General features: G+C 63.1%; 25 protein-coding genes and 1 tRNA gene. 18 read left to right on the forward strand and 8 right to left on the reverse strand.

From position 1 onward, the window contains the following. A partial coding sequence (locus tag EA795_RS21415; RefSeq protein WP_240645022.1) for a hypothetical protein occupies window positions 1-88 on the reverse strand: 88 nt, incomplete at its 3' end. Between the two features lie 304 nt (window positions 89-392). Here EA795_RS21415 and qhpR point away from each other — a divergent pair. Next, entirely contained in the window at window positions 393-1,481 is a 1,089-nt protein-coding gene (qhpR, locus tag EA795_RS13335) for an AraC-like transcriptional regulator QhpR (protein WP_014852227.1), read from the forward strand. Window positions 1,482-1,571: 90 nt separating this feature from the next. On the opposite strand, the gene EA795_RS13340 is transcribed toward qhpR, so the two are convergent. After that, window positions 1,572-1,661: transfer RNA gene (locus EA795_RS13340), tRNA-Ser, on the reverse strand. 226 nt (window positions 1,662-1,887) lie between these two features. Here EA795_RS13340 and EA795_RS13345 point away from each other — a divergent pair. From EA795_RS13345 to EA795_RS13360, 4 genes are all read left to right on the forward strand, one after another. Continuing rightward, the gene (locus tag EA795_RS13345; protein ID WP_122077809.1) at window positions 1,888-3,192 is read left to right on the forward strand and encodes an HD-GYP domain-containing protein; all 1,305 of its coding nucleotides are present in this window, start codon (window positions 1,888-1,890) and stop codon (window positions 3,190-3,192) included. A 116-nt stretch (window positions 3,193-3,308) separates the two neighbouring features. Beyond that, window positions 3,309-3,998: a crotonase/enoyl-CoA hydratase family protein gene (locus EA795_RS13350; RefSeq protein WP_014852229.1), complete on the forward strand. Its 690-nt coding sequence runs from the start codon at window positions 3,309-3,311 to the stop codon at window positions 3,996-3,998. A gap of 123 nt (window positions 3,999-4,121) precedes the next feature. Further along, the gene (locus tag EA795_RS13355; protein WP_122077811.1) at window positions 4,122-5,342 is read left to right on the forward strand and encodes an aspartate aminotransferase family protein; all 1,221 of its coding nucleotides are present in this window, start codon (window positions 4,122-4,124) and stop codon (window positions 5,340-5,342) included. A 52-nt stretch (window positions 5,343-5,394) separates the two neighbouring features. Continuing rightward, a complete protein-coding gene (locus tag EA795_RS13360) occupies window positions 5,395-5,682 on the forward strand; it encodes a hypothetical protein (RefSeq protein ID WP_058076601.1) in 288 nt (95 codons plus the stop codon). 47 nt (window positions 5,683-5,729) lie between these two features. Here EA795_RS13360 and EA795_RS13365 read toward each other — a convergent pair whose 3' ends face one another. After that, the gene (locus EA795_RS13365; RefSeq protein WP_122077813.1) at window positions 5,730-6,089 is read right to left on the reverse strand and encodes a YgaP-like transmembrane domain; all 360 of its coding nucleotides are present in this window, start codon (window positions 6,087-6,089) and stop codon (window positions 5,730-5,732) included. 124 nt (window positions 6,090-6,213) lie between these two features. Beyond that, window positions 6,214-8,247 carry a S9 family peptidase gene (locus EA795_RS13370; protein WP_122077815.1) on the reverse strand — a complete coding sequence of 678 codons (2,034 nt, stop codon included), beginning with the start codon at window positions 8,245-8,247 and terminating at the stop codon, window positions 6,214-6,216. Window positions 8,248-8,681: 434 nt separating this feature from the next. On the opposite strand from EA795_RS13370, the gene fadB reads away from it, so the two are divergent. The 5 genes from fadB to EA795_RS13395 all read left to right on the forward strand — a co-directional run bounded on the left by fadB (window position 8,682) and on the right by EA795_RS13395 (window position 15,812). After that, window positions 8,682-10,829, forward strand: coding sequence for a fatty acid oxidation complex subunit alpha FadB (fadB, locus tag EA795_RS13375; RefSeq protein ID WP_058076604.1), 2,148 nt, complete (start codon window positions 8,682-8,684; stop codon window positions 10,827-10,829). A gap of 18 nt (window positions 10,830-10,847) precedes the next feature. Beyond that, on the forward strand, window positions 10,848-12,023 hold the full coding sequence (gene fadA / locus EA795_RS13380) for an acetyl-CoA C-acyltransferase FadA (protein WP_058076605.1): 1,176 nt from the start codon (window positions 10,848-10,850) through the stop codon (window positions 12,021-12,023). 82 nt (window positions 12,024-12,105) lie between these two features. After that, window positions 12,106-12,339, forward strand: a complete 234-nt coding sequence (locus EA795_RS13385; protein WP_058076606.1) for a DUF1653 domain-containing protein — start codon at window positions 12,106-12,108, stop codon at window positions 12,337-12,339. 280 nt (window positions 12,340-12,619) lie between these two features. Then, window positions 12,620-15,232: a type I DNA topoisomerase gene (gene topA / locus EA795_RS13390; RefSeq protein WP_122077817.1), complete on the forward strand. Its 2,613-nt coding sequence runs from the start codon at window positions 12,620-12,622 to the stop codon at window positions 15,230-15,232. A gap of 70 nt (window positions 15,233-15,302) precedes the next feature. Continuing rightward, entirely contained in the window at window positions 15,303-15,812 is a 510-nt protein-coding gene (locus EA795_RS13395; RefSeq protein WP_122077819.1) for a DUF6586 family protein, read from the forward strand. 8 nt (window positions 15,813-15,820) lie between these two features. Here EA795_RS13395 and EA795_RS13400 read toward each other — a convergent pair whose 3' ends face one another. Further along, the gene (locus tag EA795_RS13400) at window positions 15,821-16,660 is read right to left on the reverse strand and encodes a DMT family transporter (protein ID WP_122077821.1); all 840 of its coding nucleotides are present in this window, start codon (window positions 16,658-16,660) and stop codon (window positions 15,821-15,823) included. 189 nt (window positions 16,661-16,849) lie between these two features. Between EA795_RS13400 and EA795_RS13405 the strand changes: the two genes are divergently transcribed. Further along, window positions 16,850-17,083, forward strand: a complete 234-nt coding sequence (locus EA795_RS13405) for a hypothetical protein (RefSeq protein ID WP_014852240.1) — start codon at window positions 16,850-16,852, stop codon at window positions 17,081-17,083. 63 nt (window positions 17,084-17,146) lie between these two features. On the opposite strand, the gene sulA is transcribed toward EA795_RS13405, so the two are convergent. Next, complete coding sequence (sulA, locus tag EA795_RS13410; protein WP_122077823.1) at window positions 17,147-17,617, reverse strand: SOS-induced cell division inhibitor SulA; 471 nt, start codon at window positions 17,615-17,617, stop codon at window positions 17,147-17,149. Window positions 17,618-17,627: 10 nt separating this feature from the next. Then, window positions 17,628-18,236 (reverse strand): transcriptional repressor LexA, encoded by a 609-nt coding sequence (lexA, locus tag EA795_RS13415; protein WP_014852242.1) that lies wholly within the window; start codon window positions 18,234-18,236, stop codon window positions 17,628-17,630. A 174-nt stretch (window positions 18,237-18,410) separates the two neighbouring features. Here lexA and EA795_RS13420 point away from each other — a divergent pair, with 174 nt between their 5' ends. The 7 genes from EA795_RS13420 to EA795_RS13450 all read left to right on the forward strand — a co-directional run bounded on the left by EA795_RS13420 (window position 18,411) and on the right by EA795_RS13450 (window position 24,646). After that, window positions 18,411-19,118 carry a TetR/AcrR family transcriptional regulator gene (locus EA795_RS13420; protein ID WP_014852243.1) on the forward strand — a complete coding sequence of 236 codons (708 nt, stop codon included), beginning with the start codon at window positions 18,411-18,413 and terminating at the stop codon, window positions 19,116-19,118. 33 nt (window positions 19,119-19,151) lie between these two features. Continuing rightward, window positions 19,152-19,676, forward strand: a complete 525-nt coding sequence (locus EA795_RS13425; RefSeq protein WP_122077825.1) for a L,D-transpeptidase — start codon at window positions 19,152-19,154, stop codon at window positions 19,674-19,676. Between the two features lie 15 nt (window positions 19,677-19,691). Continuing rightward, a complete protein-coding gene (nagZ, locus tag EA795_RS13430; RefSeq protein ID WP_058076610.1) occupies window positions 19,692-20,687 on the forward strand; it encodes a beta-N-acetylhexosaminidase in 996 nt (331 codons plus the stop codon). 184 nt (window positions 20,688-20,871) lie between these two features. Further along, on the forward strand, window positions 20,872-21,369 hold the full coding sequence (locus tag EA795_RS13435; RefSeq protein WP_043942541.1) for an LEA/WHy family protein: 498 nt from the start codon (window positions 20,872-20,874) through the stop codon (window positions 21,367-21,369). A gap of 6 nt (window positions 21,370-21,375) precedes the next feature. After that, window positions 21,376-21,570, forward strand: a complete 195-nt coding sequence (locus EA795_RS13440; RefSeq protein WP_014852247.1) for an SEC-C metal-binding domain-containing protein — start codon at window positions 21,376-21,378, stop codon at window positions 21,568-21,570. Between the two features lie 7 nt (window positions 21,571-21,577). Next, window positions 21,578-22,036 (forward strand): DUF2489 domain-containing protein, encoded by a 459-nt coding sequence (locus EA795_RS13445; protein WP_058076611.1) that lies wholly within the window; start codon window positions 21,578-21,580, stop codon window positions 22,034-22,036. A gap of 75 nt (window positions 22,037-22,111) precedes the next feature. Then, window positions 22,112-24,646, forward strand: a complete 2,535-nt coding sequence (locus EA795_RS13450) for a penicillin acylase family protein (RefSeq protein WP_122077827.1) — start codon at window positions 22,112-22,114, stop codon at window positions 24,644-24,646. A gap of 97 nt (window positions 24,647-24,743) precedes the next feature. On the opposite strand, the gene tsaA is transcribed toward EA795_RS13450, so the two are convergent. Further along, window positions 24,744-25,436 (reverse strand): tRNA (N6-threonylcarbamoyladenosine(37)-N6)-methyltransferase TrmO, encoded by a 693-nt coding sequence (gene tsaA, locus EA795_RS13455; protein ID WP_058076649.1) that lies wholly within the window; start codon window positions 25,434-25,436, stop codon window positions 24,744-24,746. Between the last annotated feature and the right edge of the window lie 32 nt (window positions 25,437-25,468).

A 25,468-nucleotide genomic window follows, 5' to 3' on the forward strand; every position in this document is an offset into this window, starting at 1 on the left:
GGGCGACGAATTCGCCACCGATGTAGTTGCCATAGCGCGGCTTGAGGGAAACGACGGCGCCGGTGGTGCCAGGTTTGGCGTAGATCATGGGATCCTCCAGTCTTGTTGTTGTGCAGCTCTCAAAAGCGGCTCAGGTTGATCATGAGTCAGTTTCACGTGCCCAACTTGACCCGGGCAGAGCTCTGCTGTCGTCCAGGGTCAAGTTGTGGGGGAGTGCCGGTGTGTCGTCGGGTGTCATTCCGGTGCCCTGATTCGATGCAAGTGTTTCCCGTTTACCCGCATCAAAGCGATGAAATGGACGGACCACTCTCCGAATCGAGCGTCCTAGAGCTGTTCTGGGAGCACGGCGTGCTTCTTGCTTCATTCCGTGGTTCGTTAGGATGGAGGCTCTGATGAATTCCTTGTTCGCCAACCCTGAAGCGTCGGCCGGTCTGGCGCTCGTCACCGACGGACAAAAACATGCTGGCGTGCTGGCCGCGGCTGCCAGCGGCCTGTGTGGCTTCATCGAGAAGCAGGGGGGCGATGCCGAGCGTGTGCTCGGTGTGTCGGGAATCGATGCGGAGCTGTTGCAGCACCCCACCCTCAGTCTGGCACTGCCGAATTATTGCCAAGTGCTGGAGGAAGCGGCACGGCAGTCGGGCTGCGACAACTTCGGCCTCTACTACGGCCAGCAGTTCAAGCCGCAGGCGCTGGGCCTTTTGGGCTACATCGGCCTGTGTTCGGCCACGGTCGAGCAGGCGCTGATCAACTTCGCCCGTGCCTTCCCGCTGCACCAGCGCAACAGCCTGATCCGGCTGGTCGACGACGGGGAATGCTATCGCTTCGACTATCAGGTTCGGCACGGTGCCATTCTCTGCCGGCGGCAGGATGCCGAGCTGACCCTGGGCATGGCTCGCAACCTGATCCGTCACGTGCTCGGAAGCCAATGGGCGCCGCGTGCGGTGCACTTCGAGCACCCGCGTCCGGCGGACTGGCACGAGCACGGTAAGGTCTTCGATGCGCCGGTGTACTTCGAGCAGCCCTGCAACTCGCTACTGATCCCCAAGAGCGGCCTGACACGCGCGATGCCGGGACATGATCCGGTCCTGCTGATGGTGATGCAGGATTCCCTGCGTCAGCTCAGCCTGGCCGGACGCAATGAACCGGACGTCGTGGATGATGCCCGCGCGCAGATCCGCCAGCGCCTGGTGCTGGGCGAGCCGGTGCTGGAGGATATCGCCGAGCAGATGGGCATGAGCAGCTGGTCGCTGCAGCGTCGCTTGCGTGAGCAGGGGCTGACTTTCACCACGCTGGTGGACAAGCAGCGTCAGGAACTGGCCACTTACTATATGCGCCAGCAGCAGCTGCCCATCTCGGAGTTGGCTCCGTTGCTTGGCTACTCCGAAACCAGCGCGTTCTCGCGTGCGTTTCGCCGGTGGTTCGGGGTGAGTCCTCGCCAGTGGCGTCAGCATAGCGATCTGGTGACCACGAGCCGTCACTAGTCCGCTTTCCGAGCCTTCCGCATGTGATCGGCACGCAAACGAAAAAGCCCTGAAAACTCTTCAGTTTCCAGGGCTTTTCAGTATCGAAAGTGGCGGTGAGGGTGGGATTCGAACCCACGATACGATTTCTCGTATACACACTTTCCAGGCGTGCTCCTTCAACCGCTCGGACACCTCACCGGATCCCGACGGAGGTTCATGTCCGTCGAGGCGCGCTAATGTATCCGAAGCGTTCTGCGATGGCAAAAGTTTTTTAGCTTTTTCATGTGTTTATGCGGCAGTTTGTGGAACGGGGAAGCGCTGCTTGAAATGAACCTCTCGCTTCGCCAGGGTTCCTAAATTGCGTGGCCGCCAGGCTGGAAGATCTTGCGCCGGGGCATCGTCGATATAAGCCAGGATAGGCTGTATGAAGCTGTTCAAGAATAGACGCAAGCGTCTCGATACGCTGCAAGTGCCAACCAGACGTCGCCTTCACGTGAGCCATCTCGAGATCGGGATGTACGTGTGCGAGCTCGATCGGCCCTGGCGGCAGACGGATTTCCTGTTCCAGGGCTTTCCGCTGCTCAAGATCGAGCACATCCATGCCGTACGCGAACGCTGCGACTATGTTTTCGTGGACGACACCCGGAAAGTACGCCTCGATCAGGGCGAACTCCTGGTGCCCTCGGCGGCGCCTGGGCGGGTGCAGCGCAATCTGCCGCGCATACCCTTGTCGCTGGAGGTCGAGGAGGCGCGTCGGGCGTATCGAGCCGGTAGCCTCGTCATCGATCAGGTGCTTCTCGATGTGCAGCAGGGGCGGCCGATCGACACCCGTTCCTGCCAGGTGCTGGTCAAGCGAAACCTCGAGAGCTTGCTTCGCAACGAAAGCGCCATGCTCTGGCTGACCCGCCTGAAAGCGCAGGATCGCTATACCGGCCTGCACTGTCTGTCGGTTTCCATCCTCGCGATGGGCTTCGGCGTGCACCTGGGGCTTTCCGACGAGAAGGTCGAAACGCTCGGCATCGCCGGCTTGCTGCACGACGTCGGCAAGATGAAGATCGATCCTCGCATTCTCAACAAGCCGGGCAAGCTGACGCCGGAGGAGTTCGAGCAGATCAAGCTGCACCCCGCCTTCGGTTTCCAGGCGTTGCAGAACCAGCCCGGTATTCCGCCGGCTGCCGTTCAGGCGGCCCATGCGCATCACGAGCGCCTCGACAGCCGTGGCTATCCCCTGGGGCTGGATCGCTATCAGATTCCTTTCACCACCCGCATCATCACCATCGTCGATGCGTTCGATGCCATCACCAGCCACCGTTCCTACGATGACGCCAGGCCCATTCAGGTGGCCTACGACGTGCTGCGCAGCGGTGGCGACAAGCAGTTCGACGAAGCGCTGGTGCACGAATTCATCCGCTGGCTGGGAGTCTTCCCTGTCGGTACGCTCGTCGAGCTGCACACCGGTGAAGTGGCGCTGGTGCTGGAGAAGCACGAGAAACTGCACCTGCGACCGAAAGTGGTGGTGCTGCGCGATGCGCACAAGCAGCCTTGCGAGGCGCGCTATCTCGATCTGGCGCAGCTCACGGTGGATGCCGAGGGCGTGGCGTATCGGATCAGCACAGGATTGTCCGACGGCTCTCACGGGCTATACATGGCCGATCCCGAATTGCAGTCGATCCTGCATCCGGAGCTGCTCGCCACGCTGGAGCCGGAGCGCGAACCGGCGTTCGACTGACATCGAATCCGCGATCGCGGCTGCCGATTTCCATGACTCGCCAGTCAGTCAGCGCGCTTTACCTCGAGAGATGTGCTGGGTAACGTCGGCCCACTTCTTAAACAAGGAATTGAGTCATGAGCGATCTGGTTGCCTACCAACTCGACGATGGCATCGCCACGCTGACCCTGAACAACGGCAAGGTCAATGCGCTGTCCCCGGCCGTTTTCGAAGCCCTCAACGCGGCGCTCGACCGTGCCGAACAGGACCGCGCCGTGGTGATCCTCACCGGTCAGCCGGGCATCCTGTCCGGTGGTTACGACCTCAAGGTGATGACCTCCAGCCCTGAGAATGCCATGGCGCTGGTGGCCACGGGATCCACGCTTTCGCGGCGGATGCTCGCCCATCCGTTTCCGATCGTCGTCGCGTGCCCGGGCCATGCCATCGCCAAGGGTGCCTTCCTGCTGCTGTCGGCCGATTACCGCATCGGTGTCGAGGGTGCCTTCAATATCGGTCTCAACGAAGTGCAGATCGGCATGACCATGCACCATGCTGGTATCGAGCTGGCGCGCGATCGCCTGCGCAAGTCCGCCTTCCATCGTTCGGTGATCAACGGCGAGATGTTCGATCCGCAGGGCGCGCTGGACGCGGGCTTCCTCGACAAGGTGGTCGCACCTGAAGAGCTGATGACGACGGCCCGAGCCGCCGCCGCGCAATTGCAGAAGATCAACATGACGGCGCACAAAAACACCAAGCGCAAGGTGCGCAAGGCGCTGCTGGAAACCCTGGATCAGGCGATCGCGCTGGACCAGCAGCACTTCGGCTGAACTTCAAGAGAATTTTCTTGCGAGCGCTCAATCCGAGTGCTCCTGCGTTTAAACTGCGACGGCAACGCCCCGCCATGCCGGGGCGTTTCATTTCCCTTCATGTCGCATCGCAGGAGAATCCTGATGTCCGCCCCGCACACCCCGGTAGAACGTTCCGATTTCGACCAGGTCATCGTTCCTACTTTCGCCCCAGCCGCCTTCATTCCGGTGCGTGGTCAGGGTTCGCGAGTATGGGATCAGCGCGGGCGTGAACTGATCGACCTCACCGGCGGCATTGCCGTGAACGTGCTGGGGCATGCGCACCCGGCGCTGGTGCAGACGCTTACCGAACAGGCCGGCAAGCTCTGGCACATCTCCAACATCTTCACCAACGAACCGGCGTTGCGCCTGGCCAGAAAGCTGGTGGACGCGACCTTTGCCGAGCGTGCCTTCTTCTGCAACTCCGGTGCCGAGGCCAACGAGGCGGCCTTCAAGCTGGCGCGGCGTTATGCCCATGACACCTTCGGCTCGGAGAAGTACGAGATCGTCTCGGCGCTCAACAGTTTCCACGGCCGCACCCTGTTCACCGTCACGGTGGGCGGGCAGCCGAAGTATTCCGATGGTTTCGGCCCGAAGATCGAGGGCATCAAGCATGTGCCTTACAACGATCTGGAGGCGCTGAAGGCCGTCGTTTCCGACAAGACCTGCGCCGTGGTGCTGGAGCCGATACAGGGAGAAAGTGGCGTTCTGCCGGCCGATCAGGCCTATCTCGAGGGTGCCCGCAAACTGTGCGACGAGCACGGCGCGCTGTTGATCTTCGACGAGGTGCAGACCGGCATGGGGCGTACCGGCGAGCTGTTCGCCTACATGCACTACGGTGTCACGCCGGACATCCTCACCAACGCCAAGAGCCTGGGCGGCGGCTTCCCGATCGGGCTGATGCTGACCACCGACAAGGTCGCCAAGCACTTCAGCGTCGGCACCCACGGCACCACCTTCGGCGGCAACCCGCTGGCGTGCGCGGTGGCGGAGACGGTCGTCGATATCGTCAACACGCCGGAAGTGCTGCAGGGCGTCAGGAATCGGCATGAGCGGCTGAAGGCTGGCCTGCTGGAGCTGGGCGAGCGCTACGGCGTGTTCAACCAGGTGCGCGGCATGGGCCTGCTGATCGGCTGCGTGTTGAACGAGGCCTGGAAGGGCCGCGCGCGCGAGATTTTCGATGCGGCCGAGCAGGAGGCGCTGATGCTGCTGCAGGCCGGCCCTGACGTCATCCGTCTGGCACCGAGCCTGGTGATCGAGGAGGCGGACATCGTTGAAGGGCTGGCGCGTTTCGAGCGTGCCCTGGCGAAGCTGACTCAGGCCTGATTTCCTCGGGGCGGCTGTGTCGCCCCGTTTTTCCAGACAGAGAGAAACCAATATGAGCGATGCCCTGCAACTGATCCTCGAAGACGTGGACGGCACCCAGCTGGAAACTTCCTGCACGCGTTTTGCCGTGATGTGGCAGGGGCGCGAGGTGTGGATCCAGCAGGTGGGTAACAACCAGTTGATGATCGGCGTCGATGTGGAGGATGGCGACACCGAGTACGCCAACCTGCTGCTGCGTCCGCTGGCGACCAACCTGGTCAGCCTGGAGCTGGAAATGGAGCCGGTCGAAGCGGGCGACGAGGGGCACGTGCATGGTCCCGACTGCGACCACGATCACTGATATGCGGCTTCGGCTACTGCCATGACGGCGTGGCCGTCGGGTAGCTTTCAGGCGCCCGCTGGCGGGTTGTCCAGCGAATCGTTGCCGGTCACCGTCGCCGTGGCGGTGGCCGCCTGGGCGTTGGTCTTCAGCTGTTGCTGATCGGTTTCGCGATGCAGGGGCATGCTGCGCGAGGTACCTTCGGCCATCGCCGCATGTTCGTTCAGCTCGCACAGCACCCGCTTGGCTTCACAATGGCCGCTGATGCCACGAGCCAGTGCCAGGCCGCCCACGGCCAGTTGCAACAGGCTGCCCAGCCCGCCGCGACCGAGCCCTTTGCCCAGAAAATAAAGCCCGCCGGCAATGGACGCGGCGCGTTCCCAGCCATGCACGTTCGAAGTGGATTGCGCGGAAGGATTCTGTTTCATGGTGCTCGCTCCAGCTGGATGGTCTGAGTGGATGACTGCTGCAACCCAAGCGCGTTCCAGCCGCAGGTCGGATGCTGCTGCGGATCGTTGAGGCCGGCGCGCAGCGTTCAACGACCTGCTCGCATCAGACGTCCGTCAGGCCGAACACCTTCAGTACGAAGGCATATTCCAGCGCGGCATCCTTGAGTGCTTGATAACGACCGCTCATGCCGCCGTGGCCGGCGCCGAGCTCGGTCTTGAGCAGCAGCAGATTGCTGTCGGTCTTGTTGGCGCGCAGCTTGGCGACCCATTTCGCCGCTTCCCAGTACTGAACCCGGCTGTCGTTGTAGCCGGCGACCGCCAGGATCGCCGGATAGGCCTGGGCCTGGACGTTCTCGTAGGGCGCGTAAGCCTTTATCCGCGCATGCACGTCCGGCTCGTTGGGGTTGCCCCATTCGTCGTACTCGGTGACGGTCAGGGGCAGCTCTTCGTTGAGCATGGTGTTGAGCACATCGACGAAGGGCACTTCGGCGATGGCGACAGCGAAGAGTTCCGGACGCTGATTGAGCACCGCGCCGATCAGCAGGCCGCCGGCGCTGCCACCGCTGATGGCCAGGCGTTGTGGCGTGGTATGGCCGTCGGCGATCAGTGTCTCGGCGCAGGCGATGAAGTCGCCGAAGGTGTTCGTCTTGTGCTCCAGCTTGCCGGCGCGATACCAGGCTTCGCCCAGATCGCCGCCGCCGCGCACGTGGGCGATGGCGAAGATGAAGCCTCGGTCGAGCAGCGACAGCCGCGCGTGGGAGAACCAGGGGTCGAGGCTGTGGCCGTAGGCGCCATAGCCATACAGATAGAGCGGTGCGGCTTTGCCGAAGGTCTCGCGGCGTCCCACCAGGCTGATCGGCACCTGGGTGCCGTCCGCCGCGGTGGCCCAGATACGTCGGCTCTCGTAGGCGTCGGCATCGAAGGGGCCTTCCACCGGGGTTTCCTTGAGCACCTGTTGTTCACCGTCGGCCAGTTGCAGCTGACGAATCTGCGCGGGGCGGTTCAGCGCTTCGTAGCGCAGGCGAATCACCGGACTGTCGAACTCCAGGGTGTTCTGCACGTGCAGGCTGTAGGCCGCGTCCGGCAGTTGCAGGCGATAGGCCGCATCGTTCTGCGGCCGCACCTCGATGATCGGCAGGCCGGCTTCGCGCAGGCTGAGGGTGAGGGCGCTGGCGTTGAGGCTGATGTCCTCGAGCATCACCTCGTCCCGGTGGGCGACCAGCTCTTGCCAGTGCTCGCGCTGCGGCGCACTTTCCGCCGCCTGATACAGGGCGAAGTTGATGCCGGTCTGGTTGCTGCGCACGAACCAGCACCACTGGCCATCCAGTCGGCCATGGTCGGGGTAGTACTCGTGGTTTTCCTCGCGCGGAGCGAGGCAGGTCCAGCGGCCTTCCGGTTCGTCGGCCGGCAGTACCCAGGCTTCGCTGGTGGTCTTGCTGTTGGAGAGGATCACCAGCTGGCGCTCGGAACTGGCGCGGTAGCAATGCACGAAATAACGACCATCCGGATCGTGATAGACCTCGCTGCGGCCTTCGCTGCCGAGGCGGTGACGGTGGATCTTGTACGGGCGATGGGTGTCGTCGAGTTCGCCGAAGAACAGCGTCTGGTTGTCATTGGCCCAGACCATGCTGCCGTCGCAGTCGTCGAAGGGCAGGGCGGTGATTTCGCCGCTTGCCAGGTCCTTGACGAACAGCCGGTAGATTTCGTCGCCCTGGGTGTCGAGGCTGTAGGCCAGCTTGCTGTGATCCTGGCTGACGCTGAACGCACCTAGCGACAGAAACCCTCCGGCGGCCAGAACGTTGGGGTCGAGCAGCAGTTGCTCGGCGTTGTCGTCCACGCTGAACGAGCCGTCGGCTGGTCGTGGGCAGCGGTAATGGCGTGGGTATTCATCGCCAGCCGTGGTGCGCTGGTAGTACAGCCAGGGCCCCCAGGGCGATGGCAGTGACAGATCGGTCTCGCGAATACGTCCCTTGATCTCCTGGAACAGCGTTTCGCGCAGCTCGGCCTGGTCGGCCAGCTGCTGCTCCAGATAGGCATTTTCCGCTTTCAAATAGTCGAGCACGTCCGGTGCATCGCGACGTTCCAGCCACTTGTATGGATCCTGGCCGTTATCGACTCGGGCAATCGGGGCTGACATGCGGAACTCCTGGCAATCGGTGGCGGCTACGGCCGGTAGGGATGTGGTTTTTGTGCGCAGTGTACAAGGCGCCTCGTGAATTGGGACGGCTGGCTTCTGTGCAGGTTCATCCGGGGCGTGTGGTGTGGATCAGCTTCGTGAATGCATGCAGATAGAGCTGCTGGAGCTGCGCCCGTGCCGGGCGTGATCGAGAGTGCGCGATGGGGCAGTGGAAACATCTGTCCGGCTTGATCGCCGATTGACAATACGCCGCTTTTCCATGAAGGTGTGCCGACCCAAATCAAACGGGCGTATGAATCGAGTGTTTGCCATGCAAATACCGTCTACCCGGATTATCGTGTCGGTGGGTGTCGTTTCATCGAATTCGGTGACGGTCGTTCAGGCCGGCGACGTGCGACACGTAACGTTCAGCTTCCATTCCTGGAGATCAGTTGATGATTTACGAAGGTAAAGCCATCACGGTTAAGGCTCTTGAGAGCGGCATCGTCGAATTGAATTTCGACCTCAAGGGTGAGTCCGTCAACAAGTTCAACCGCCTCACCCTCAACGAACTGCGCCAGGCTGTCGATGCCATCAAGGGCGACGCTTCGGTCAAGGGCGTCATCGTCACCAGCGGCAAGGACGTGTTCATCGTCGGCGCCGACATCACCGAATTCGTCGACAACTTCAAGCTCCCGGACGAGGAACTGGTCGCCGGCAACCTCGAAGCGAACAAGATCTTCAGCGATTTCGAAGACCTGGGCGTGCCTACCGTCGTCGCCATCAACGGCATCGCCCTGGGTGGCGGTTTCGAGATGTGCCTGGCGGCCGATTACCGTGTCATGTCCGCCACCGCCAAGGTCGGTCTGCCAGAAGTCAAGCTGGGAATCTACCCGGGCTTCGGCGGCACCGTGCGCCTGCCGCGCGTGATCGGTGTCGACAATGCCGTCGAGTGGATCGCCTCGGGCAAGGAAAACCGCGCCGAAGACGCCCTGAAAGTACATGCCGTCGATGCCGTGGTCGCGCCGGAAAAGCTACAGGAAGCTGCGCTGGACCTGGTCAAGCGCGCCATTTCCGGCGAGCTGGACTACAAGGCCAAGCGTCAGCCGAAGCTGGAAAAGCTCAAGCTCAACGCCATCGAGCAGATGATGGCCTTCGAGACCTCCAAGGGCTTCGTCGCCGGCCAGGCCGGTCCGAACTACCCGGCGCCGGTCGAAGCCATCAAGACCATTCAGAAAGCGGCCAACTTCGGTCGCGACAAGGCCATCGAAGTCGAGGCTGCCGGCTTCGCCAAGCTGGCCAAGACCTCGGTCGCCGAGAGCCTCGTCGGCCTGTTCCTCAGCGACCAGGAGCTGAAGAAGAAGGCCAAGAACTACGACAAGCAGGCCCGTGAAGTGAAACTGGCCGCCGTGCTGGGCGCCGGCATCATGGGTGGCGGCATCGCCTACCAGTCGGCCATCAAGGGCACGCCGATCCTGATGAAGGATATCCGCGAGGAAGGCATCCAGATGGGCCTGGACGAGGCGTCCAAGCTGCTCGGCAAGCGCGTCGAGAAGGGTCGCATGACCCCGGCGAAGATGGCCGAAGCCCTCAATGCGATTCGCCCGACCACTTCCTATGGTGATTTCGGCAACGTCGACATCGTCGTCGAGGCCGTGGTCGAGAACCCCAAGGTCAAGCAGGCGGTACTGGCCGAAGTCGAAGGCCTGGTGCGCGAGGACGCGATCATCGCCTCCAACACCTCGACCATCTCCATCAGCCTGCTGGCCCAGGCGCTCAAGCGCCCGGAAAACTTCTGCGGCATGCACTTCTTCAACCCGGTGCACATGATGCCGCTGGTGGAAGTGATTCGTGGCGAGAAGACCAGCGAAACTGCCATCGCCACCACCGTCGCCTACGCCAAGAAGATGGGCAAGAGCCCGGTCGTGGTCAACGATTGCCCGGGCTTCCTGGTCAACCGCGTGCTGTTTCCGTACTTCGGCGGCTTCGCCCGCGCCATCGCCCACGGTGTCGACTTCGTACGCGCCGACAAGGTGATGGAGAAGTTCGGCTGGCCCATGGGCCCGGCTTACCTGATGGACGTCGTCGGCATGGATACCGGCCACCACGGCCGCGACGTCATGGCCGAAGGCTTCCCGGATCGCATGAAGGACGACAGCAAGACCGCGGTCGACGTCATGTACGAGGCCAACCGCCTGGGCCAGAAGAACGGCAAGGGCTTCTACGCCTATGAAGTGGACAAGAAGGGCAAGCCGAAGAAGGTCGTCGACCCGCAGTCCTACGAGCTGCTCAAGCCGATCGTCAGCGAGCCCCGCGAGCTGTCCGACGAGGACATCATCAACTACATGATGATCCCGCTGTGCCTGGAAACCGTTCGCTGCCTGGAAGACAGGATCGTCGAGACCGCCGCCGAAGCCGACATGGGCCTGATCTATGGCATCGGTTTCCCTCCCTTCCGTGGGGGTGCACTGCGGTACATCGATTCGATCGGTGTCGCCGAGTTCGTGGCGCTGGCCGACAAGTACGCCGACCTGGGCCCGCTGTACCACCCGACTGCGAAGCTGCGTGAAATGGCTGCCAACGGCCAGCGCTTCTACGGTTAATCGAGCGAGAGTGAAGATATGAGCCTTAATCCGAGAGACGTCGTCATTGTCGACTTCGGCCGTACCCCGATGGGTCGTTCCAAGGGCGGCATGCACCGCAACACCCGCGCCGAGACCATGTCCGCGCAACTGATCGAAGGCGTGCTCGCGCGCAACCCGAAGATCGACCCGGCAGAAGTGGAAGATGTGATCTGGGGCTGCGTCAACCAGACCCTGGAGCAGGGCTGGAACATCGCCCGCATGGCTTCGCTGCTGACCCGCATTCCTCACACCAGCGCCGCGCAGACCGTCAGCCGGCTGTGCGGTTCGTCGATGAGCGCGCTGCACACTGCCGCTCAGGCGATCATGACCGGCAACGGCGACGTGTTCGTCGTCGGTGGTGTCGAGCACATGGGCCACGTCAGCATGATGCATGGCGTCGACCCGAACCCGCAGCTGTCGCTGTACGCCGCCAAGGCGTCCGGCATGATGGGTCTGACCGCCGAAATGCTCGGCAAGATGCATGGCATCACCCGCGAGCAGCAGGACGCCTTCGGTGAGCGCTCGCACCGCCTGGCGCACAAGGCGACCGTCGAAGGCCTGTTCAAGGATGAAATCATCCCGATGCAGGGCTACGACGAGAACGGCTTCCTCAAGGTCTTCGACTACGACGAAACCATTCGCCCGGAAACCACCCTGGAAAGCCTGGCTACCCTCAAGCCCGCGTTCAACCCCAAGGGCGGGACCGTGACAGCGGGTACCTCCTCGCAGATCACCGACGGCGCGTCCTGCATGATCGTGATGAGCGCTCAGCGGGCCAAGGACCTGGGTATCCAGCCGATGGCGGTGATCCGTTCCATGGCGCTGGCGGGCGTCGACCCGGCGATCATGGGCTACGGTCCGGTGCCGGCCACGCAGAAGGCGCTCAAGCGCGCCGGCCTGACCATGGACGACATCAGCCACGTCGAACTGAACGAGGCCTTCGCTGCGCAGGCGCTGCCGGTGCTCAAGGATCTCAAGCTGCTCGACAAGATGGACGAGAAGGTCAACCTGCATGGCGGCGCCATCGCACTGGGCCATCCGTTCGGCTGCTCCGGAGCGCGTATCTCCGGCACCTTGCTGAACGTCATGAAGCAGAACAGCGGTACCCTTGGCGTTGCTACGATGTGTATCGGGCTCGGCCAAGGTATCACCACGGTGTTCGAACGCGTCTAAGCTGTTCTAGCACGAAGAGCCGGGGCCTAGTGCCCCGGTTTTTCATTGCTGGCCCCGATGGATTTTTACAGAGGCAGTCGAGATGCAGATCACCCCAGGGCGTTACCGCCACTACAAGGGACCCGAATACCGGGTATTCGCGGTGGCCCAGCATTCCGAAACGGAAGAGCACATGGTGTTCTACCAGGCGCTGTACGGGGATTTCGGGCTCTGGGTCCGGCCGCTGTCGATGTTCACCGAAACGGTGGAAGTCGATGGTGAGACGCTGCCTCGCTTCGCGCTGATCGAGGAAGAGGCCAGCCTGTTTGCTGGTTGATTCGGCCGGTGGGCTTGGCCCTTATGCTTGACCTCGGCTCGCTCGCCACTATATATAGCGGTGCTTTCAGGGCAGAGCGAAAGCGACACGCCCCGATTCGAAGCAATGCAAGACCCGCTGGACGGCCCTGCTGACCGCGGATGATGAATGACCTTTCGGGGCATGGACTGCCCTGTGCAGCGGATTAAACGCTGCTTCGCTTCTTTCCGGCAGTGCAGGCTTTCTGCGCTGCGGAGCAAATCTTCTCAGTTCACCTCTCGATTCAGGAACTCTGCTCTCCATGGGTAAATCGCTGGTCATCGTGGAATCACCGGCCAAGGCCAAGACCATCAACAAGTACCTGGGCAACCAGTACGTGGTGAAATCGAGTATCGGCCACATCCGCGACCTTCCCACCAGCGGTTCCGCTTCCCGCGAGCCGGTCAAGCGTGGCAAGGCCGCGGCCGCCGAAGCGCCGGCGCTGTCGCCCAAGGAAAAGGCCAAGCGCCAGCTGTTCACCCGCATGGGCGTCGATCCCGAGCACGGCTGGAAGGCCAAGTACGAGATCCTGCCGGGCAAGGAGAAGGTGATCGAGGAACTGCGTCGCCTGGCCAAGGAAGCCGACACCATCTATCTCGCGACCGACTTGGATAGAGAGGGGGAGGCGATTGCCTGGCACCTGCGTGAATCCATCGGCGGCGACGACAGCCGCTTCAAGCGCGTGGTGTTCAACGAGATCACCAAGAAGGCCATCCAGGAAGCCTTTTCCAAGCCGGGCGAGCTGGATATCAACCGTGTCAACGCGCAACAGGCGCGGCGCTTCCTCGACCGCGTGGTGGGTTACATGGTCTCGCCGCTGCTGTGGGCGAAGATCGCCCGCGGGCTGTCGGCCGGGCGCGTGCAGTCGGTGGCGGTGAAGCTGGTGGTCGAGCGCGAGCGCGAGATCCGCGCCTTCGTGCCGGAAGAGTACTGGGAAGTGCACGCCGACCTGGCGACGGCCGAGAAGGCCAAGGTTCGCTTCGAGGTCACCCGCGAGAATGGCGAAGCTTTCAAGCCGCTGAACGAAGGCCATGCCATGGCCGCGCTGGAGCAGCTGCAAGGCGCCAACTACAGCGTCAGCAAGCGCGAGGACAAGCCGACCAGCAGCAAGCCGTCCGCACCCTTCATCACTTCGACCCTGCAGCAGGCGGCGAGCAATCGTCTCGGCTTCGGCGTGAAGAAGACCATGATGATGGCCCAGCGGCTGTATGAAGCCGGCTACATCACTTACATGCGTACCGACTCGACCAACCTCTCGGCCGATGCGATCGGCATGGTGCGCGGCTTCATCCAGGACGAGTTCGGCGACAAGTACCTGCCGGAGAAGCCCAACGTCTATTCCAGCAAGGAAGGCGCCCAGGAGGCGCACGAAGCGATCCGCCCGTCCGACGTCAACCTGCGCCCCAACCAGCTCTCGGGCATGGAGCGCGATGCCGAGCGCCTCTACGACCTGATCTGGCGCCAGTTCGTGGCCTGCCAGATGCCGCCGGCGCAGTACCTGTCCACCAGCGTCGTGGTCACGGCGGGCAATTTCGAGCTGCGCGCCAAGGGCCGTATCCTCAAGTTCGACGGCTACACCAAGGTCATGCCGCAGCAGAGCAAGGGCGGCGAAGACGATGTGCTGCCGGAAATGAACAAGGGCGACGCCATGGCGCTGCTCAAGCTTGATCCGAGCCAGCACTTCACCAAGCCGCCTGCGCGCTATTCCGAAGCGAGCCTGGTCAAGGAGATGGAAAAGCGTGGCATCGGTCGTCCGTCCACCTATGCTGCGATCATTTCCACCATCCAGGATCGCGGCTACGTGTCGCTGCACAACCGTCGTTTCTACTCCGAGAAGATGGGCGACATCGTCACCGAGCGCCTTTCGGAGAGTTTCAACAATCTGATGGACTACGGCTTCACCGCCGGCATGGAAGAACACCTCGACGACGTCGCCCAGGGCGAGCGCGAGTGGAAGGCCGTGCTGGACGAGTTCTACGGTGACTTCCGCAAGAAGCTGGAGATCGCCGAAGCCGGCGAGAATGGCATGCGCGCCAACCAGCCGACCCTGACCGATATCCCGTGCAAGGTCTGTGGCCGGCCGATGATGATCCGCACCGCCTCCACTGGCGTGTTCCTCGGCTGCTCCGGCTACAGCCTGCCGCCGAAGGAGCGCTGCAAATCCACGGTGAACCTGATTCCGGGCGACGAGATCGCCGCCGACGACGAGGGTGAGTCCGAATCGCGGGTGTTGCTGGGCAAGCGCCGCTGCTCGATCTGCAGCACCGCCATGGATGCCTATCTGCTGGACGAGACGCACAAGTTGCATATCTGCGGCAACAACCCGGATTGCACCGGCTACGAGATCGAAGAGGGGCAATACCGCATCAAGGGCTACGAAGGCCCGAGCCTGGAATGCGACAAGTGCGGCAGCGAAATGCAGCTCAAGACCGGTCGTTTCGGCAAGTTCTTCGGCTGCACCAATGCCGAATGCAAGAACACCCGCAAGCTGCTCAAGAGCGGCGAGGCGGCGCCGCCGAAGATGGACGCGGTGAAGATGCCCGAGCTCAAGTGCGAGAAGGTCGATGACACCTACGTGCTGCGCGATGGCGCGTCCGGGCTGTTCCTGGCTGCCAGTCAGTTTCCGAAGAACCGCGAGACCCGCGCACCGCTGGTGCTGGAGCTGATCCCGCACAAGGATGAGATCGATCCGAAGTATCACTTCCTGCTGGATGCGCCGAAGAAGGACCCGGAAGGCCGGCCAGCGGTCATCCGCTACAGCCGCAAGACCAAGGAGCAGTACGTGCAGACCGAGGTGAACGGCAAGCCGACGGGCTGGAAAGCCTTCTTCGACGGCGGCAAGTGGAAGGTCGAGGACAAGAGCGTTAAAGGCTGATGCGCTGGAGGCCGCGGCTGGAGGGAAGCCGGCTGCGGCCTCGATACTTTCTTGAAGCGAGGCTGCCGTCATGGCTCACGAGCGCTACACCCGAACCAATCAGAAGCTCTATTTCGCCGGGCTGGCGCTGAGCAGCTGGCGACGAGCCGAGGAGCAGGGTACGCAGGGGCCTGTGCAGGCCGAGCGCGAGGCTTGCCTGTTCCATCTCTATGGGGCGCTGCTGGGGCTCTGTCACGAGATTGCCGGCTACTACCGTCTGCCGGGCGCCAATGCGGCGCGGGTGGAGCTGCTACTCACCCGCTCGCCGCAGGATTCGTCACCGAGTCCCGAGCTTGCCGAGCTCATGGAGCTCGCCGGGCAGCCGCAGAGCTGGCTGGCGCAGTTGCTGGCTGCCCATGCGGCGCTGTTCGAGCCGCCTCGTGCACCGGCCAAGGCCAAGACCGATCCCAGCCTGCCCTTGATCGAGGCGGTCGGTGTAGACGATGAGGTGGCCCCGCTGTCGGCTGATGAGGTGGCGGCCTGGCGGCAGCAACTGAAGGAGCTGACCCTGCGCTATCGCGAATCCCTCACGGAGTGGTGAAACGCGCCTCAGGCCTTCTTTCCAGCCCAGAGCACCATCACGATGCCACCGAGTATCGCGAGGCCGGTAATCACCAGGCGGCCAGTCAATGCTTCACCCAGTAGCAGGCTTCCCGCCAGGACGGTCAGCAGTGGCACGCTGAGCTGGATGCTGGCGGCCTGGGTTGCCGCCAGGCGCGGCAGCACGGCATACCAGAGGGCATAGCCGATGCCCGACGTCAGGCCGCCGGACAGCAGCGCATAGATCACGCCGGCGCGATCCCATTCCAGGCCAGGCAACATCAGCAGGCACAGCGCCGCCCCCATTGGCAGCGCGCGGATGAAGTTGCCAGCGGTTGACGCCAGCGGATCGCGGGTGCCACGCCCCAGCAGCGAATAGGCGCCCCAGGCGATCCCGGACAGAATCATCAGCAGCGCGGCGCCCATCGCCGGCGCGCTGGCGTCGGGCAGCAACAAGCCAATCAGGCCAGCCAGCGCCAGGGCTGAGCCCAGGGTCTGCATGGCTGAGAGCCGCTCGCCCTTGAACAATCCCCAGGCGATCATGCTCAGCTGCACCGCAGCGAACAGCATGAGCGCACCGGCGCCCGCATCGAGCTTCACATAGGCGTAGGAAAAGGCTGCCGCGTACAGGAACAGCGTCACTGCGCCCGACCAGCTGCCTGCCGGGATCGAAGACCCCTGGCGCAAACGGAGCAGCAACCACAGCACCAGCGCGCCAGCCAGCAGGCGCAGCGTGGTGAAACTTGCCGGATCGATGTCCGTATCGCGCAGCGCGACGCGGCAGAGCAGCGAGTTGCCAGCGAAAGCGAGCATGGCCAAGGCGGTGAGTAGCAGGGTTCTGGTGGTCACGCGGGCAAGTTCCCTTTGTCGAAGATCGCCCGGCTGAAGGTCGGGTCTGTTGTCATGTGTGCCCATGCTATGCGCGATCAGACTGCAGCGCATCCCCGAGGAAGCTGAGCTCTCCCGACCTGCTCGACCAGAGGGCTGCCGCCCGGCTGGTCGGCTGCTACAATGCGCGCCTTTCACGGGAGCGGACTCATGCCAACATCTTTTCTTGAAATCGTCGAGCTACCCGATGGCAGCATAGTGCTGCGTCGCGCTGAGGACGAAGAGGTGCTGGTCACGCTGGATTTCTCCGAGGACGCCAAGGTATTTCTGCAGGGGCAGCACGTTGAGGTCGCCAAGGCGATGTTCAGCGTCGGCGTGCAGATGGCCGGACAGATGGCCGAGGGAGAGCTGGTGCACGAAGAGGTTCCGCAGGTACTGCATTGAGCCGGGAAGCGCGGCGAGTGAACGCGGAAGGGAAGGGGTAGGCACATCCGTGTGCCGCGGGTTTCAGTTACCCAGGCGTATGTTCAGGCTTTGCGTATGCCCCAGTTCAGCCGCGGCGCGCAGCCTGGATCGGCTGGCCCTGTCGAGGTGCGCGAACCAGGTAACTACCGTGTGGCTGCAGCCGGAGATCAGCGCCTTGCAGGCCAGGTCCAGCGCACCTTGGCTCTCGTTGGCAGGTAACAGCAGGATGCGGTCAAGGTTGAGGCTGGTTTCCCGCAGCCAGCGTTGAGAGAGCGATGCCGGTGGCGCGATCAATGTAAGCCAGCGTGTATCGGTCGCTTCGCTGAGCTCACGCAGGATCGGAGCGAGCAACAGGCGGCAATGGCCATTGCTACCGCTCAAGGTCATTTCGCTCAGGCGATCATCCGCTGGCGGCGGTGTGGCGATGTCCGCAAAGGGTGTCAGGCTGTGGGCGATGAGCCCTTCGAACAGGGAAAGCTGTGGTGGTTTGCCGGTGATGGGTTGGTACTGCATGAACCTCTCCTTAGCGGCGAATCACGCCGACACTCAAACCTTCGATGACCAGTTCCTGATGTTCCAGATCGACTTCGATAGGGGCGAATTCAGGGTTCTCCGCCAGCAGCCAGACCTTTTTCCCCTCGCGTTTGAAGCGCTTGACCGTCACCTCGTCGTCGATGCGTGCCACGACGATCTGGCCGTTGCGTGCTTCACGAGCGGTATGGACGGCGAGCAGGTCGCCATCGAAAATACCGACGTCCTTCATGCTCATGCCATGTACCCGCAGTAGATAATCTGCAGGGGGATGGAAGAAGGCGGGGTTGATCTGGCAGGACTCTTCGACATGCTGCTGAGCGAGAATCGGCGCACCGGCGGCGACGCGACCGATGATCGGCAGGCTGCTTTCATCGGCTGCAGGTTCGAAGCCGGGGATACGTATCCCGCGCGATGCGCCGGGCGTCATTTCGATAGCGCCTTTCTTATTCAGCGCCTTCAGATGTTCCTCGGCGGCGTTGGGCGATTTGAAACCCAGCTCCTGAGCGATCTCCGCACGCGTCGGCGGGTAGCCGTTTTCTTCCAGGCAACGCTTGATGAAGGCAAGGATTTCCGACTGGCGAGGGGTCAGCTTGATCATGAGGGTCTCTGTTCTTTTATACAGTGACTGGGATTATATACAGTGCTCTGGGCTTGGCAATCGTTGTTTGCCGAGCGCCCGGCAGGCTGCAGGTCGACGGTGACTGAAGAGTCAGTTGACTTGTCAGCGAGTGAAACGTAAGTTTCAAACAGATGTTTGTCGTTTGGAGGGGGCATGGCGCAGTCGGAAACAGTGGAGCGGATTCTTGATGCAGCGGAACAGCTGTTTGCGGAAAAAGGCTTCGCCGAGACTTCGCTTCGCCTGATTACCAGCAAGGCTGGGGTCAATCTGGCAGCGGTCAACTATCACTTCGGCTCAAAGAAGGCGCTGATCCAGGCGGTCTTCTCGCGCTTCCTCGGGCCCTTCTGTGTGAGTCTCGAGCGTGAGCTGGACCGGCGCGAAGCGCAGTCCGATCGCAAGGAAAGCCTCGAGGAGCTGTTGGAAATCCTGGTCGAGCAGGCGCTCGCGGTGAAACCGCGCAGCGGTGACGATCTGTCGATCTTCATGCGCCTGCTGGGCCTGTCGTTCAGCCAGAGCCAAGGTCACCTGCGTCGTTATCTGGAAGACATGTACGGCAAGGTGTTCCGGCGCTACATGCTGCGGGTGCACGAGGCGGCACCCTCGATACCGCCGATCGAGTTGTTCTGGCGTGTGCATTTCATGCTGGGTGCGGCGGCCTTCAGCATGTCCGGGATCAAGGCGCTGCGGGCCATCGCCGAGAACGACTTCGGCGCCAAGACGTCCATCGAGCAGGTCATGCGGATGATGGTGCCGTTCCTGGCGGCAGGAATGCGAGCCGATTCGGGGGTGGACGATTCGACCCTGGCCCAGGCGCATCCTATCGCCCGTCGCAATGCCCTGGCGATGCCTGCCAAGGGGTGACGCGGTCGGGGATTGGCCGCTAAGCTAACCGCCATGTCCGATCTCGATCTGCTGCATATTTCCATTGCCGACCAGATGCTCTACGGCTTTACCGCCGGCCGGCTGCGGGTCCGTTTGCCCGTATCCACCGCGTTGAATGGCGTGGGTGAACACAACGGCTCCGGTTGTACACCGCGCGGTTGCCATCAGGTGCGCGCGCGCATTGGCGACGGCCTGCCTGCGGGCGCCGTGCTGCGCGGCCGGCGCTGGACGGGCGAGATCTGGAATCCGGAGCTGCACGCGCAGTTTCCCGGGCGCGACTGGATCCTGTCCCGTATTCTCTGGCTCAGCGGCTGCGAGCCGGGTTACAACCGGATGGGGCAGGTCGATACCTTCCGGCGCTACATCTATCTGCATGGCACGCCCGATACGGAACCCATGGGCGTGCCGCTTTCCCATGGCTGCATCAGGCTGCGCAATGCCGACCTGCTCGAGCTTTTCCCCTTGGTACCAACGGGCTGCGCGGTACGGATAGGGGAAGAAGCCTGTCCGAGCTGGTCGAGCGCCACACTCAATTAAGGATCTGCCAACAACATGCAAGGTTCATTGATGCTGGACATCGCTGGCACCTGGCTGACCGCCGAGGATCGCCAACTGCTGCGCCAGCCGGAAGTCGGCGGACTGATTCTGTTCGCCCGCAATATCGAGAACCCTCGCCAGGTACGCGAGTTGTGCCGCGCGAGCCGCGCGATACGGCCGGACCTGCTGCTGGCGGTCGATCAGGAGGGAGGCCGGGTTCAGCGGTTGCGGCGTGATTTCGTTCGTTTGCCGGCAATGCGCGAGATCGCCCAGCGTGCCGATGCACTGCAACTGGCCGAAATCTGTGGCTGGGTCATGGCGACGGAAGTGCAGGCGGTGGGGCTGGATTTCAGCTTTGCGCCGGTGCTGGACCTGGATCATCAGCGCAGCGCGGTGGTCGGCACGCGGGCGTTCGAGGGCGATCCGCTGCGTGCTGCCGAGCTGGCAGGCGCCTTCATGAAAGGCATGCGTGCTGCCGGTATGGCCGCCACGGGCAAGCATTTTCCGGGGCACGGCTGGGCGGAAGCCGACTCCCATGTAGCGATCCCGGTGGACGAACGCAGCCTGGATCAGCTGCGCGCGGCCGATCTGATCCCGTTCAAGCGTCTGAGCAGCGAACTCGACGCCGTCATGCCGGCGCACGTGATCTATCCGAACGTCGACGAGCAGCCGGCTGGTTTTTCGCGCCGCTGGCTGCAGGACATCCTGCGTGGCGAGCTGGGATTTCGTGGCGTCATCTTCAGCGACGACCTGTCCATGGCCGGTGCCCATGTGGCGGGGAATGCGGCCGAGCGCATCCAGGCTGCACTGTCGGCCGGCTGCGACATGGGGCTGGTGTGCAACGACCGGGCCGCGGCCGAGCTGGCGTTGGCCGCACTGCAACGTATGGGAGTCGCGGCTTCGCCGCAATTGGGCAGGATGCGCAGCCGCCTCGATACCTCGTCCGAGTACAAGCAGAATCCTCGCTGGCGCGCTTCCATCGCCGCGCTGAGAGCTGCCGAGCTGCTTTGAGGAAGCTGAGGCGGGATCGGCGCGATAGCGCTGATCTTTTGGCTTTTGTGAGCGCTACCCGAGGCCGGGCGGGCGATAGCTTGGGGCTATCCGCAAGGCGTGACGCGCGCAGGTATTTTCGTGCTCGCGCCCGTTGCAGACGGCATGCCGCTTGTTACACTTGGCCGTCCTTTGGAGTACCGGAATGCTTTGCCAGGAACGCACGATAAAAATACTTAGAACGATGGCGTTGCTCAGCCTTCTTGTCGGCCTGTCAGGATGTTCGACCTGGCTGAGCAGCGACTTCGAAGAACCGCAGGTCCAGCTCGCCAAGGTCGATATCATCAAGGCGAGGTTGCTGGAGCAGCAGTTTATGCTGCGTTTCCGTATCGACAACCCCAACGATCACAGCCTGCCCGTGCGTGGGTTGGCCTACACGGTTCACCTCAATGACATCGAGCTGGCCAGTGGCGAGTCCAGCGGCTGGCTGACCGTGCCCGCCCATGGTTTCGACTATTACGAGGTGCCAGTGCACACCAATCTCTGGCGGCACATGAAGTACATCGTGCGATTGCTGGAGAAGCCCGACAGGCCCATCGCCTATCGCCTGGATGGCGATCTGAAGATCGGGCTTCTGTTCAGCCGGCAGGTGCATATTTCCAACAATGGCGAGATAATTCCCGGCTCTTTCATTCCAGAGTAAGGCTCGATGAATCACGAACCCCATGTGCATGGTCCCGACTGTAACCACGACCATGATCACGGTCACGACCATCCGCATGTCCATGGCCCTCACTGCAATCACAGCCATGACCCCGTGCGTAACCCGCTGAAGGATATCGGTCGCAACGACCCGTGCCCTTGCGGCAGCCAGAAGAAGTTCAAGAAATGCCACGGGGCCTGAGCCGTCGATGACGCCGCTGGTCGCTGTGCTGCTGAGCATCGGTGCGCTGCTGATCGCGGCATTGGCTGGTTATGCGCTGTACCTCTGGCGCAGGGTATGGCGCAACGAGCGACAACAGGCGGCCTTGCAGGCCCGTCGGCATGCCGAAATCGCGGCGGATTTGCGAATACTCGCCAACTGCCTGCTGGACGAGCAGGTGCCCCTGATCGAAGGCGCCATTCGCATCAAGGTGCTGCTGGATAACTACGATGTGGGCCTGGGCCAGGACCCGCGTTGCCAGGTTTTCCAGGACTTGTTCGATGCGACCGCGCAGGTGCCGACCCATGCCGCCTGGAAGGCGCTGGACAAGGCAGAGCGCCGCCGTCATGAAGCCGCTTTCAGTGCGCTCGAGCTGCAACACAAGGCCGCCGCACGCCGTTCGGCACGCTGGCTGCTGGATGAGGCGCTGGCACCCAAGGCCGCCTGAGGCCGCTATCCGCCGTACGCCCCGGCATCTATCCTGACTATTCCCCTGTTGCGCTTCAGCTCAAAGGAGCCGTCGATGTCGTTGCGTCTGCCATCAACCCTGGTTCGTCTGATTTCCGGCGCCACCCTCGCTGCCGTCGGCCTGAGCGGCTGCCAGGCCTATCTGGACAGTCGCTATGCCGACAGTCTGCCGCCCAAGCAGGGCGTGCAACCGTTGACCGGGCTGGCCGAGCGCGTCAGCATCAGGCGCAATGCCATGGGCATGCCGCTGATCGAAACCTCGACGTTCCACGATGCGCTGTTCGGCCTGGGCTACGTTCACGCTACGGATCGCCTGAGCCGGATGGTCAGCCTGCGGTTGATGGCTCAGGGCCGACTTGCCGAGATGGCCGGGCCCGGTGTGCTGGAAATCGATCGATTCATGCGCGCCGTCAACCTGCGCAAGAGTGCCGAGGTGCTCTATCGCGAAAGCTCGCCGCGCATGAAGAAGTACTTCGAGGTCTATGCGCGTGGCGTCAACGCCTACCTGTTCCGGCATCGAGACAGGTTGCCGATGGACCTGGCGGCCGCCGATCACTTGCCCGAGTACTGGAAGCCCGAGGATTCGGTGCTGGTGTTCTGCCTGTTGAATTTCGGCCTGGCGGTTAACCTGCAGGAAGAAATCGCCGCCCTGGTGCTGGCGCAGCGGGTCGGCAGCGACAAGCTTGCCTGGTTGTTGCCGACCTATCCCGACGAGCCGCTGCCGTTCGAGGAGGCGGCGAAGCTCGAAGGCCTGCAGCTGAGCGGGCAGATTCCCGGCCTGGCCGCGCTCGATCGTGCCGCTTCGCAGGTGGCTGAACTGAATATGCTCGGGGTGGCGGCGTCCAACAACTGGGCGATTTCCGGAAGCCGCACGCGAAGCGGCAAGCCGCTGATGGCCAACGATACCCATCTGCCGCTGTCGATGCCGTCGTACTGGAGTTTCGTGCAGCTGCGTTCGCCGAAATTCCAGGCGGCCGGGGTGACCATCGCGGGGGTTCCGACCGTGGTGGCCGGCTTCAACGGCAAGCTTGGCTGGGGCATGACCATGGTCATGGGGGACAACCAGGATCTGTTCCTGGAACAGGTCCGGCGCGAGAACGGCCGCCTGCTCTATCTGGCCGATGGGAAGTGGGTAGCGGCGCGCGAGCGCCACGAGACGTTCATCATCAAAGGACAACGTCCCGTGCGCGAGACGGTCTACGAGACCCGCAACGGGCCCCTGCTCAACAGCGTGCTGGGCGAGCGCAAGCATCCCTTGCAACCCCTGCAACTGAGCAGCGGTTACGGACTGGCGTTGAAGACCACCCAGTTCGAGGCGGACAGATCGCTCGATGCCTTCTTCGATCTGACGCGCGCAGGGAACGTCGACGAAGCCTTCGAAGCCACCCGCGACGTGCGGGCGATGGCGCTGAACATGGTGTTTGCCGACGAGCAGAGCATCGGTTGGCAGGTCACCGGCCGGTTCCCCAATCGCCGCGGTGGGCTGGGGTTGCTGCCGTCCCCGGGCTGGGACGGCCTCTACGATTGGGATGGCTTCGCCGATCCCATGCTGCATCCCTACGACCAGGACCCGGCTCAGGGTTGGCTCGGCAGCGCCAACCAGCGCAGCGTGCCGCGTGGCTATGGCATGCAGCTGTCGAACTCCTGGTACTACCCCGAACGCGCCGAGCGTATCGCCGAGCTGGCGGGGCTGGGCCGCCACGACACTGCCAGCATGATCGCCATGCAGTACGACCGCAAAACGCCGTTCGCCGCCAAGCTCGCCGCCATGTTCAACGATCCTGGGATGCAGCAGCCGCTACGACAGGCGATCACGGCGCTGCCGGCGACAGAGCGCGCCAAGGCGGATGAAGCGCTGGCTCGCCTGCTGAAATTCGACGGCGTGCTGGACGCCTCATCCGGCGATGCTGCCCTGTACGCGGCATTCCTGCATGAAAGCGCGCGGATGATCTTTCTCGATGAGCTCGGCCCGGACGACAGTCCCGCCTGGCAGGCGCTGGTCCAGAGCGCCAACGCGTCCTATTCGGCGCAGGCCGATCATCTGCTCGGGCGTGACGACAGCCCCTACTGGAACGACGTGAACACGCCGGCGCAGGAAGACAAGCCGACCATCCTCGCGCGCAGCCTGGCGGCCGCCGTCGATCATCTCACGGCGAAACTGGGCAACGACCGCAATGCCTGGCAGTGGGGCAAGCTGCACAGCTATACCTGGGCAACGGGCACCACCCAGCTGGCGCCCTACATGCCAGCCAGCCAGCGCAGCGGGATCAATGCCATCCGCGGCTATCTCGATCGCGGCCCCTATCCGGCCGGCGGCGACCACAGCACGCTGAACGTTGCGGCGTACCGCTGGGGACAGGATTTCGATACCTGGCTGATCCCCGCGATGCGTATCGTCGTCGACTACGGCCGCGACGAGCCGCTGATCGGCCTGAACAGCTCGGGGCAATCGGGCAACCCGGCCAGCCCGCATTACGCCGATGGCATCGAGGCCTGGATGAAGGGGCGCTACATGAGCTTCCCGTTCAAGGCGCAGAACCTCGACGCGATCTATGGCACCCAGCGCCTGTGGCTGGTTCCGGAGCGCTGAAGCCGGGTAGGGTGGAAAACGCCGCAGGCTTTTCCACCCGCAGATGGGGAGTGGCCGGTGGAAAGTCGCTGTGCGAGTTTTCCACCCTACGGGTGTGTCAGGCAGGCACCACTTCGAGCACGCGAATGCTTTCGCCGTCGGGATAGTGCCAGCGAACGTCCAGGTCCCAGAACTGCGCGCCGTAGCGCCGTTCGGGATCGGGTTTCTGATAGGCCGGGCGCGGATCCTGGGCCAGGCATTGCTCGATCAGCTCCACCACCGGCTCATCCAGACGCAGTGCCTGGCTGCGGGCCTGGGCGAGGGCGCTTTCACTCCATTGCACCTCGATCAGTTCGGGCGCTTCTGCCGCCATCTCGTTGCGCGCCTCGGGCAGCGCATCGGCGTAGGGCACATAGGGTTTGATGTCGACGATCGGCGTGCCGTCCAGCAGATCGATGCCCGAAACGAGCAGGCGTCCCGCTTCGACCCGGTCGAGCCTGACCACCGACTGGCCGATGCCGTTCGGCCGATGCGTCGCGCGCGTGGCGAATACGCCGACCATGCGGTTGCCGCCCAGGCGCGGCGGTCGAACCCGCAGACGCGGCTTGTCCTCCAGCGCCTGATGGAACAGGAACAGCAGCCAGACATGGCTGACCTGCTCCAGCCCCGCGACCGCCTCGCCGCTGTCGAATGGCGGCAGCAATTCCAGCACGCCACGGGCGGCAGGAGCCAGGTGCGGCTGACGCGGAATGGCGAACTTCTCCCTGAAGCAGGAGCGCAGATAGCCGATAGGCTCGATGTCATGGGGCATGGCGGGTGTCGGTTCGAGGTCGGGCTGGGTAG

The sequence above is a fragment of the Stutzerimonas nitrititolerans genome (assembly GCF_003696285.1).
GTDB lineage: Bacteria > Pseudomonadota > Gammaproteobacteria > Pseudomonadales > Pseudomonadaceae > Stutzerimonas > Stutzerimonas nitrititolerans.

What these genes read in the sequence shown, in the direction of transcription:
- EA795_RS13405 (WP_014852240.1), top strand. Translation starts at nt 16,850, where the DNA reads ATGCCAACATCTTTTCTTGAAATCGTCGAGCTACCCGATGGCAGCATA.
- EA795_RS13425 (WP_122077825.1), top strand. Translation starts at nt 19,152, where the DNA reads ATGTCCGATCTCGATCTGCTGCATATTTCCATTGCCGACCAGATGCTC.
- EA795_RS13395 (WP_122077819.1), top strand. Translation starts at nt 15,303, where the DNA reads ATGGCTCACGAGCGCTACACCCGAACCAATCAGAAGCTCTATTTCGCC.
- EA795_RS13450 (WP_122077827.1), top strand. Translation starts at nt 22,112, where the DNA reads ATGTCGTTGCGTCTGCCATCAACCCTGGTTCGTCTGATTTCCGGCGCC.
- EA795_RS13435 (WP_043942541.1), top strand. Translation starts at nt 20,872, where the DNA reads ATGCTTTGCCAGGAACGCACGATAAAAATACTTAGAACGATGGCGTTG.
- EA795_RS13350 (WP_014852229.1), top strand. Translation starts at nt 3,309, where the DNA reads ATGAGCGATCTGGTTGCCTACCAACTCGACGATGGCATCGCCACGCTG.
- EA795_RS13355 (WP_122077811.1), top strand. Translation starts at nt 4,122, where the DNA reads ATGTCCGCCCCGCACACCCCGGTAGAACGTTCCGATTTCGACCAGGTC.
- fadA (WP_058076605.1), top strand. Translation starts at nt 10,848, where the DNA reads ATGAGCCTTAATCCGAGAGACGTCGTCATTGTCGACTTCGGCCGTACC.
- tsaA (WP_058076649.1), bottom strand. Translation starts at nt 25,436, where the DNA reads ATGCCCCATGACATCGAGCCTATCGGCTATCTGCGCTCCTGCTTCAGG.
- topA (WP_122077817.1), top strand. Translation starts at nt 12,620, where the DNA reads ATGGGTAAATCGCTGGTCATCGTGGAATCACCGGCCAAGGCCAAGACC.
- EA795_RS13445 (WP_058076611.1), top strand. Translation starts at nt 21,578, where the DNA reads ATGACGCCGCTGGTCGCTGTGCTGCTGAGCATCGGTGCGCTGCTGATC.
- EA795_RS13420 (WP_014852243.1), top strand. Translation starts at nt 18,411, where the DNA reads ATGGCGCAGTCGGAAACAGTGGAGCGGATTCTTGATGCAGCGGAACAG.
- sulA (WP_122077823.1), bottom strand. Translation starts at nt 17,617, where the DNA reads ATGCAGTACCAACCCATCACCGGCAAACCACCACAGCTTTCCCTGTTC.
- lexA (WP_014852242.1), bottom strand. Translation starts at nt 18,236, where the DNA reads ATGATCAAGCTGACCCCTCGCCAGTCGGAAATCCTTGCCTTCATCAAG.
- EA795_RS13360 (WP_058076601.1), top strand. Translation starts at nt 5,395, where the DNA reads ATGAGCGATGCCCTGCAACTGATCCTCGAAGACGTGGACGGCACCCAG.
- EA795_RS13440 (WP_014852247.1), top strand. Translation starts at nt 21,376, where the DNA reads ATGAATCACGAACCCCATGTGCATGGTCCCGACTGTAACCACGACCAT.
- EA795_RS13345 (WP_122077809.1), top strand. Translation starts at nt 1,888, where the DNA reads ATGAAGCTGTTCAAGAATAGACGCAAGCGTCTCGATACGCTGCAAGTG.
- EA795_RS13365 (WP_122077813.1), bottom strand. Translation starts at nt 6,089, where the DNA reads ATGAAACAGAATCCTTCCGCGCAATCCACTTCGAACGTGCATGGCTGG.
- nagZ (WP_058076610.1), top strand. Translation starts at nt 19,692, where the DNA reads ATGCAAGGTTCATTGATGCTGGACATCGCTGGCACCTGGCTGACCGCC.
- fadB (WP_058076604.1), top strand. Translation starts at nt 8,682, where the DNA reads ATGATTTACGAAGGTAAAGCCATCACGGTTAAGGCTCTTGAGAGCGGC.
- EA795_RS13385 (WP_058076606.1), top strand. Translation starts at nt 12,106, where the DNA reads ATGCAGATCACCCCAGGGCGTTACCGCCACTACAAGGGACCCGAATAC.
- EA795_RS13370 (WP_122077815.1), bottom strand. Translation starts at nt 8,247, where the DNA reads ATGTCAGCCCCGATTGCCCGAGTCGATAACGGCCAGGATCCATACAAG.
- qhpR (WP_014852227.1), top strand. Translation starts at nt 393, where the DNA reads ATGAATTCCTTGTTCGCCAACCCTGAAGCGTCGGCCGGTCTGGCGCTC.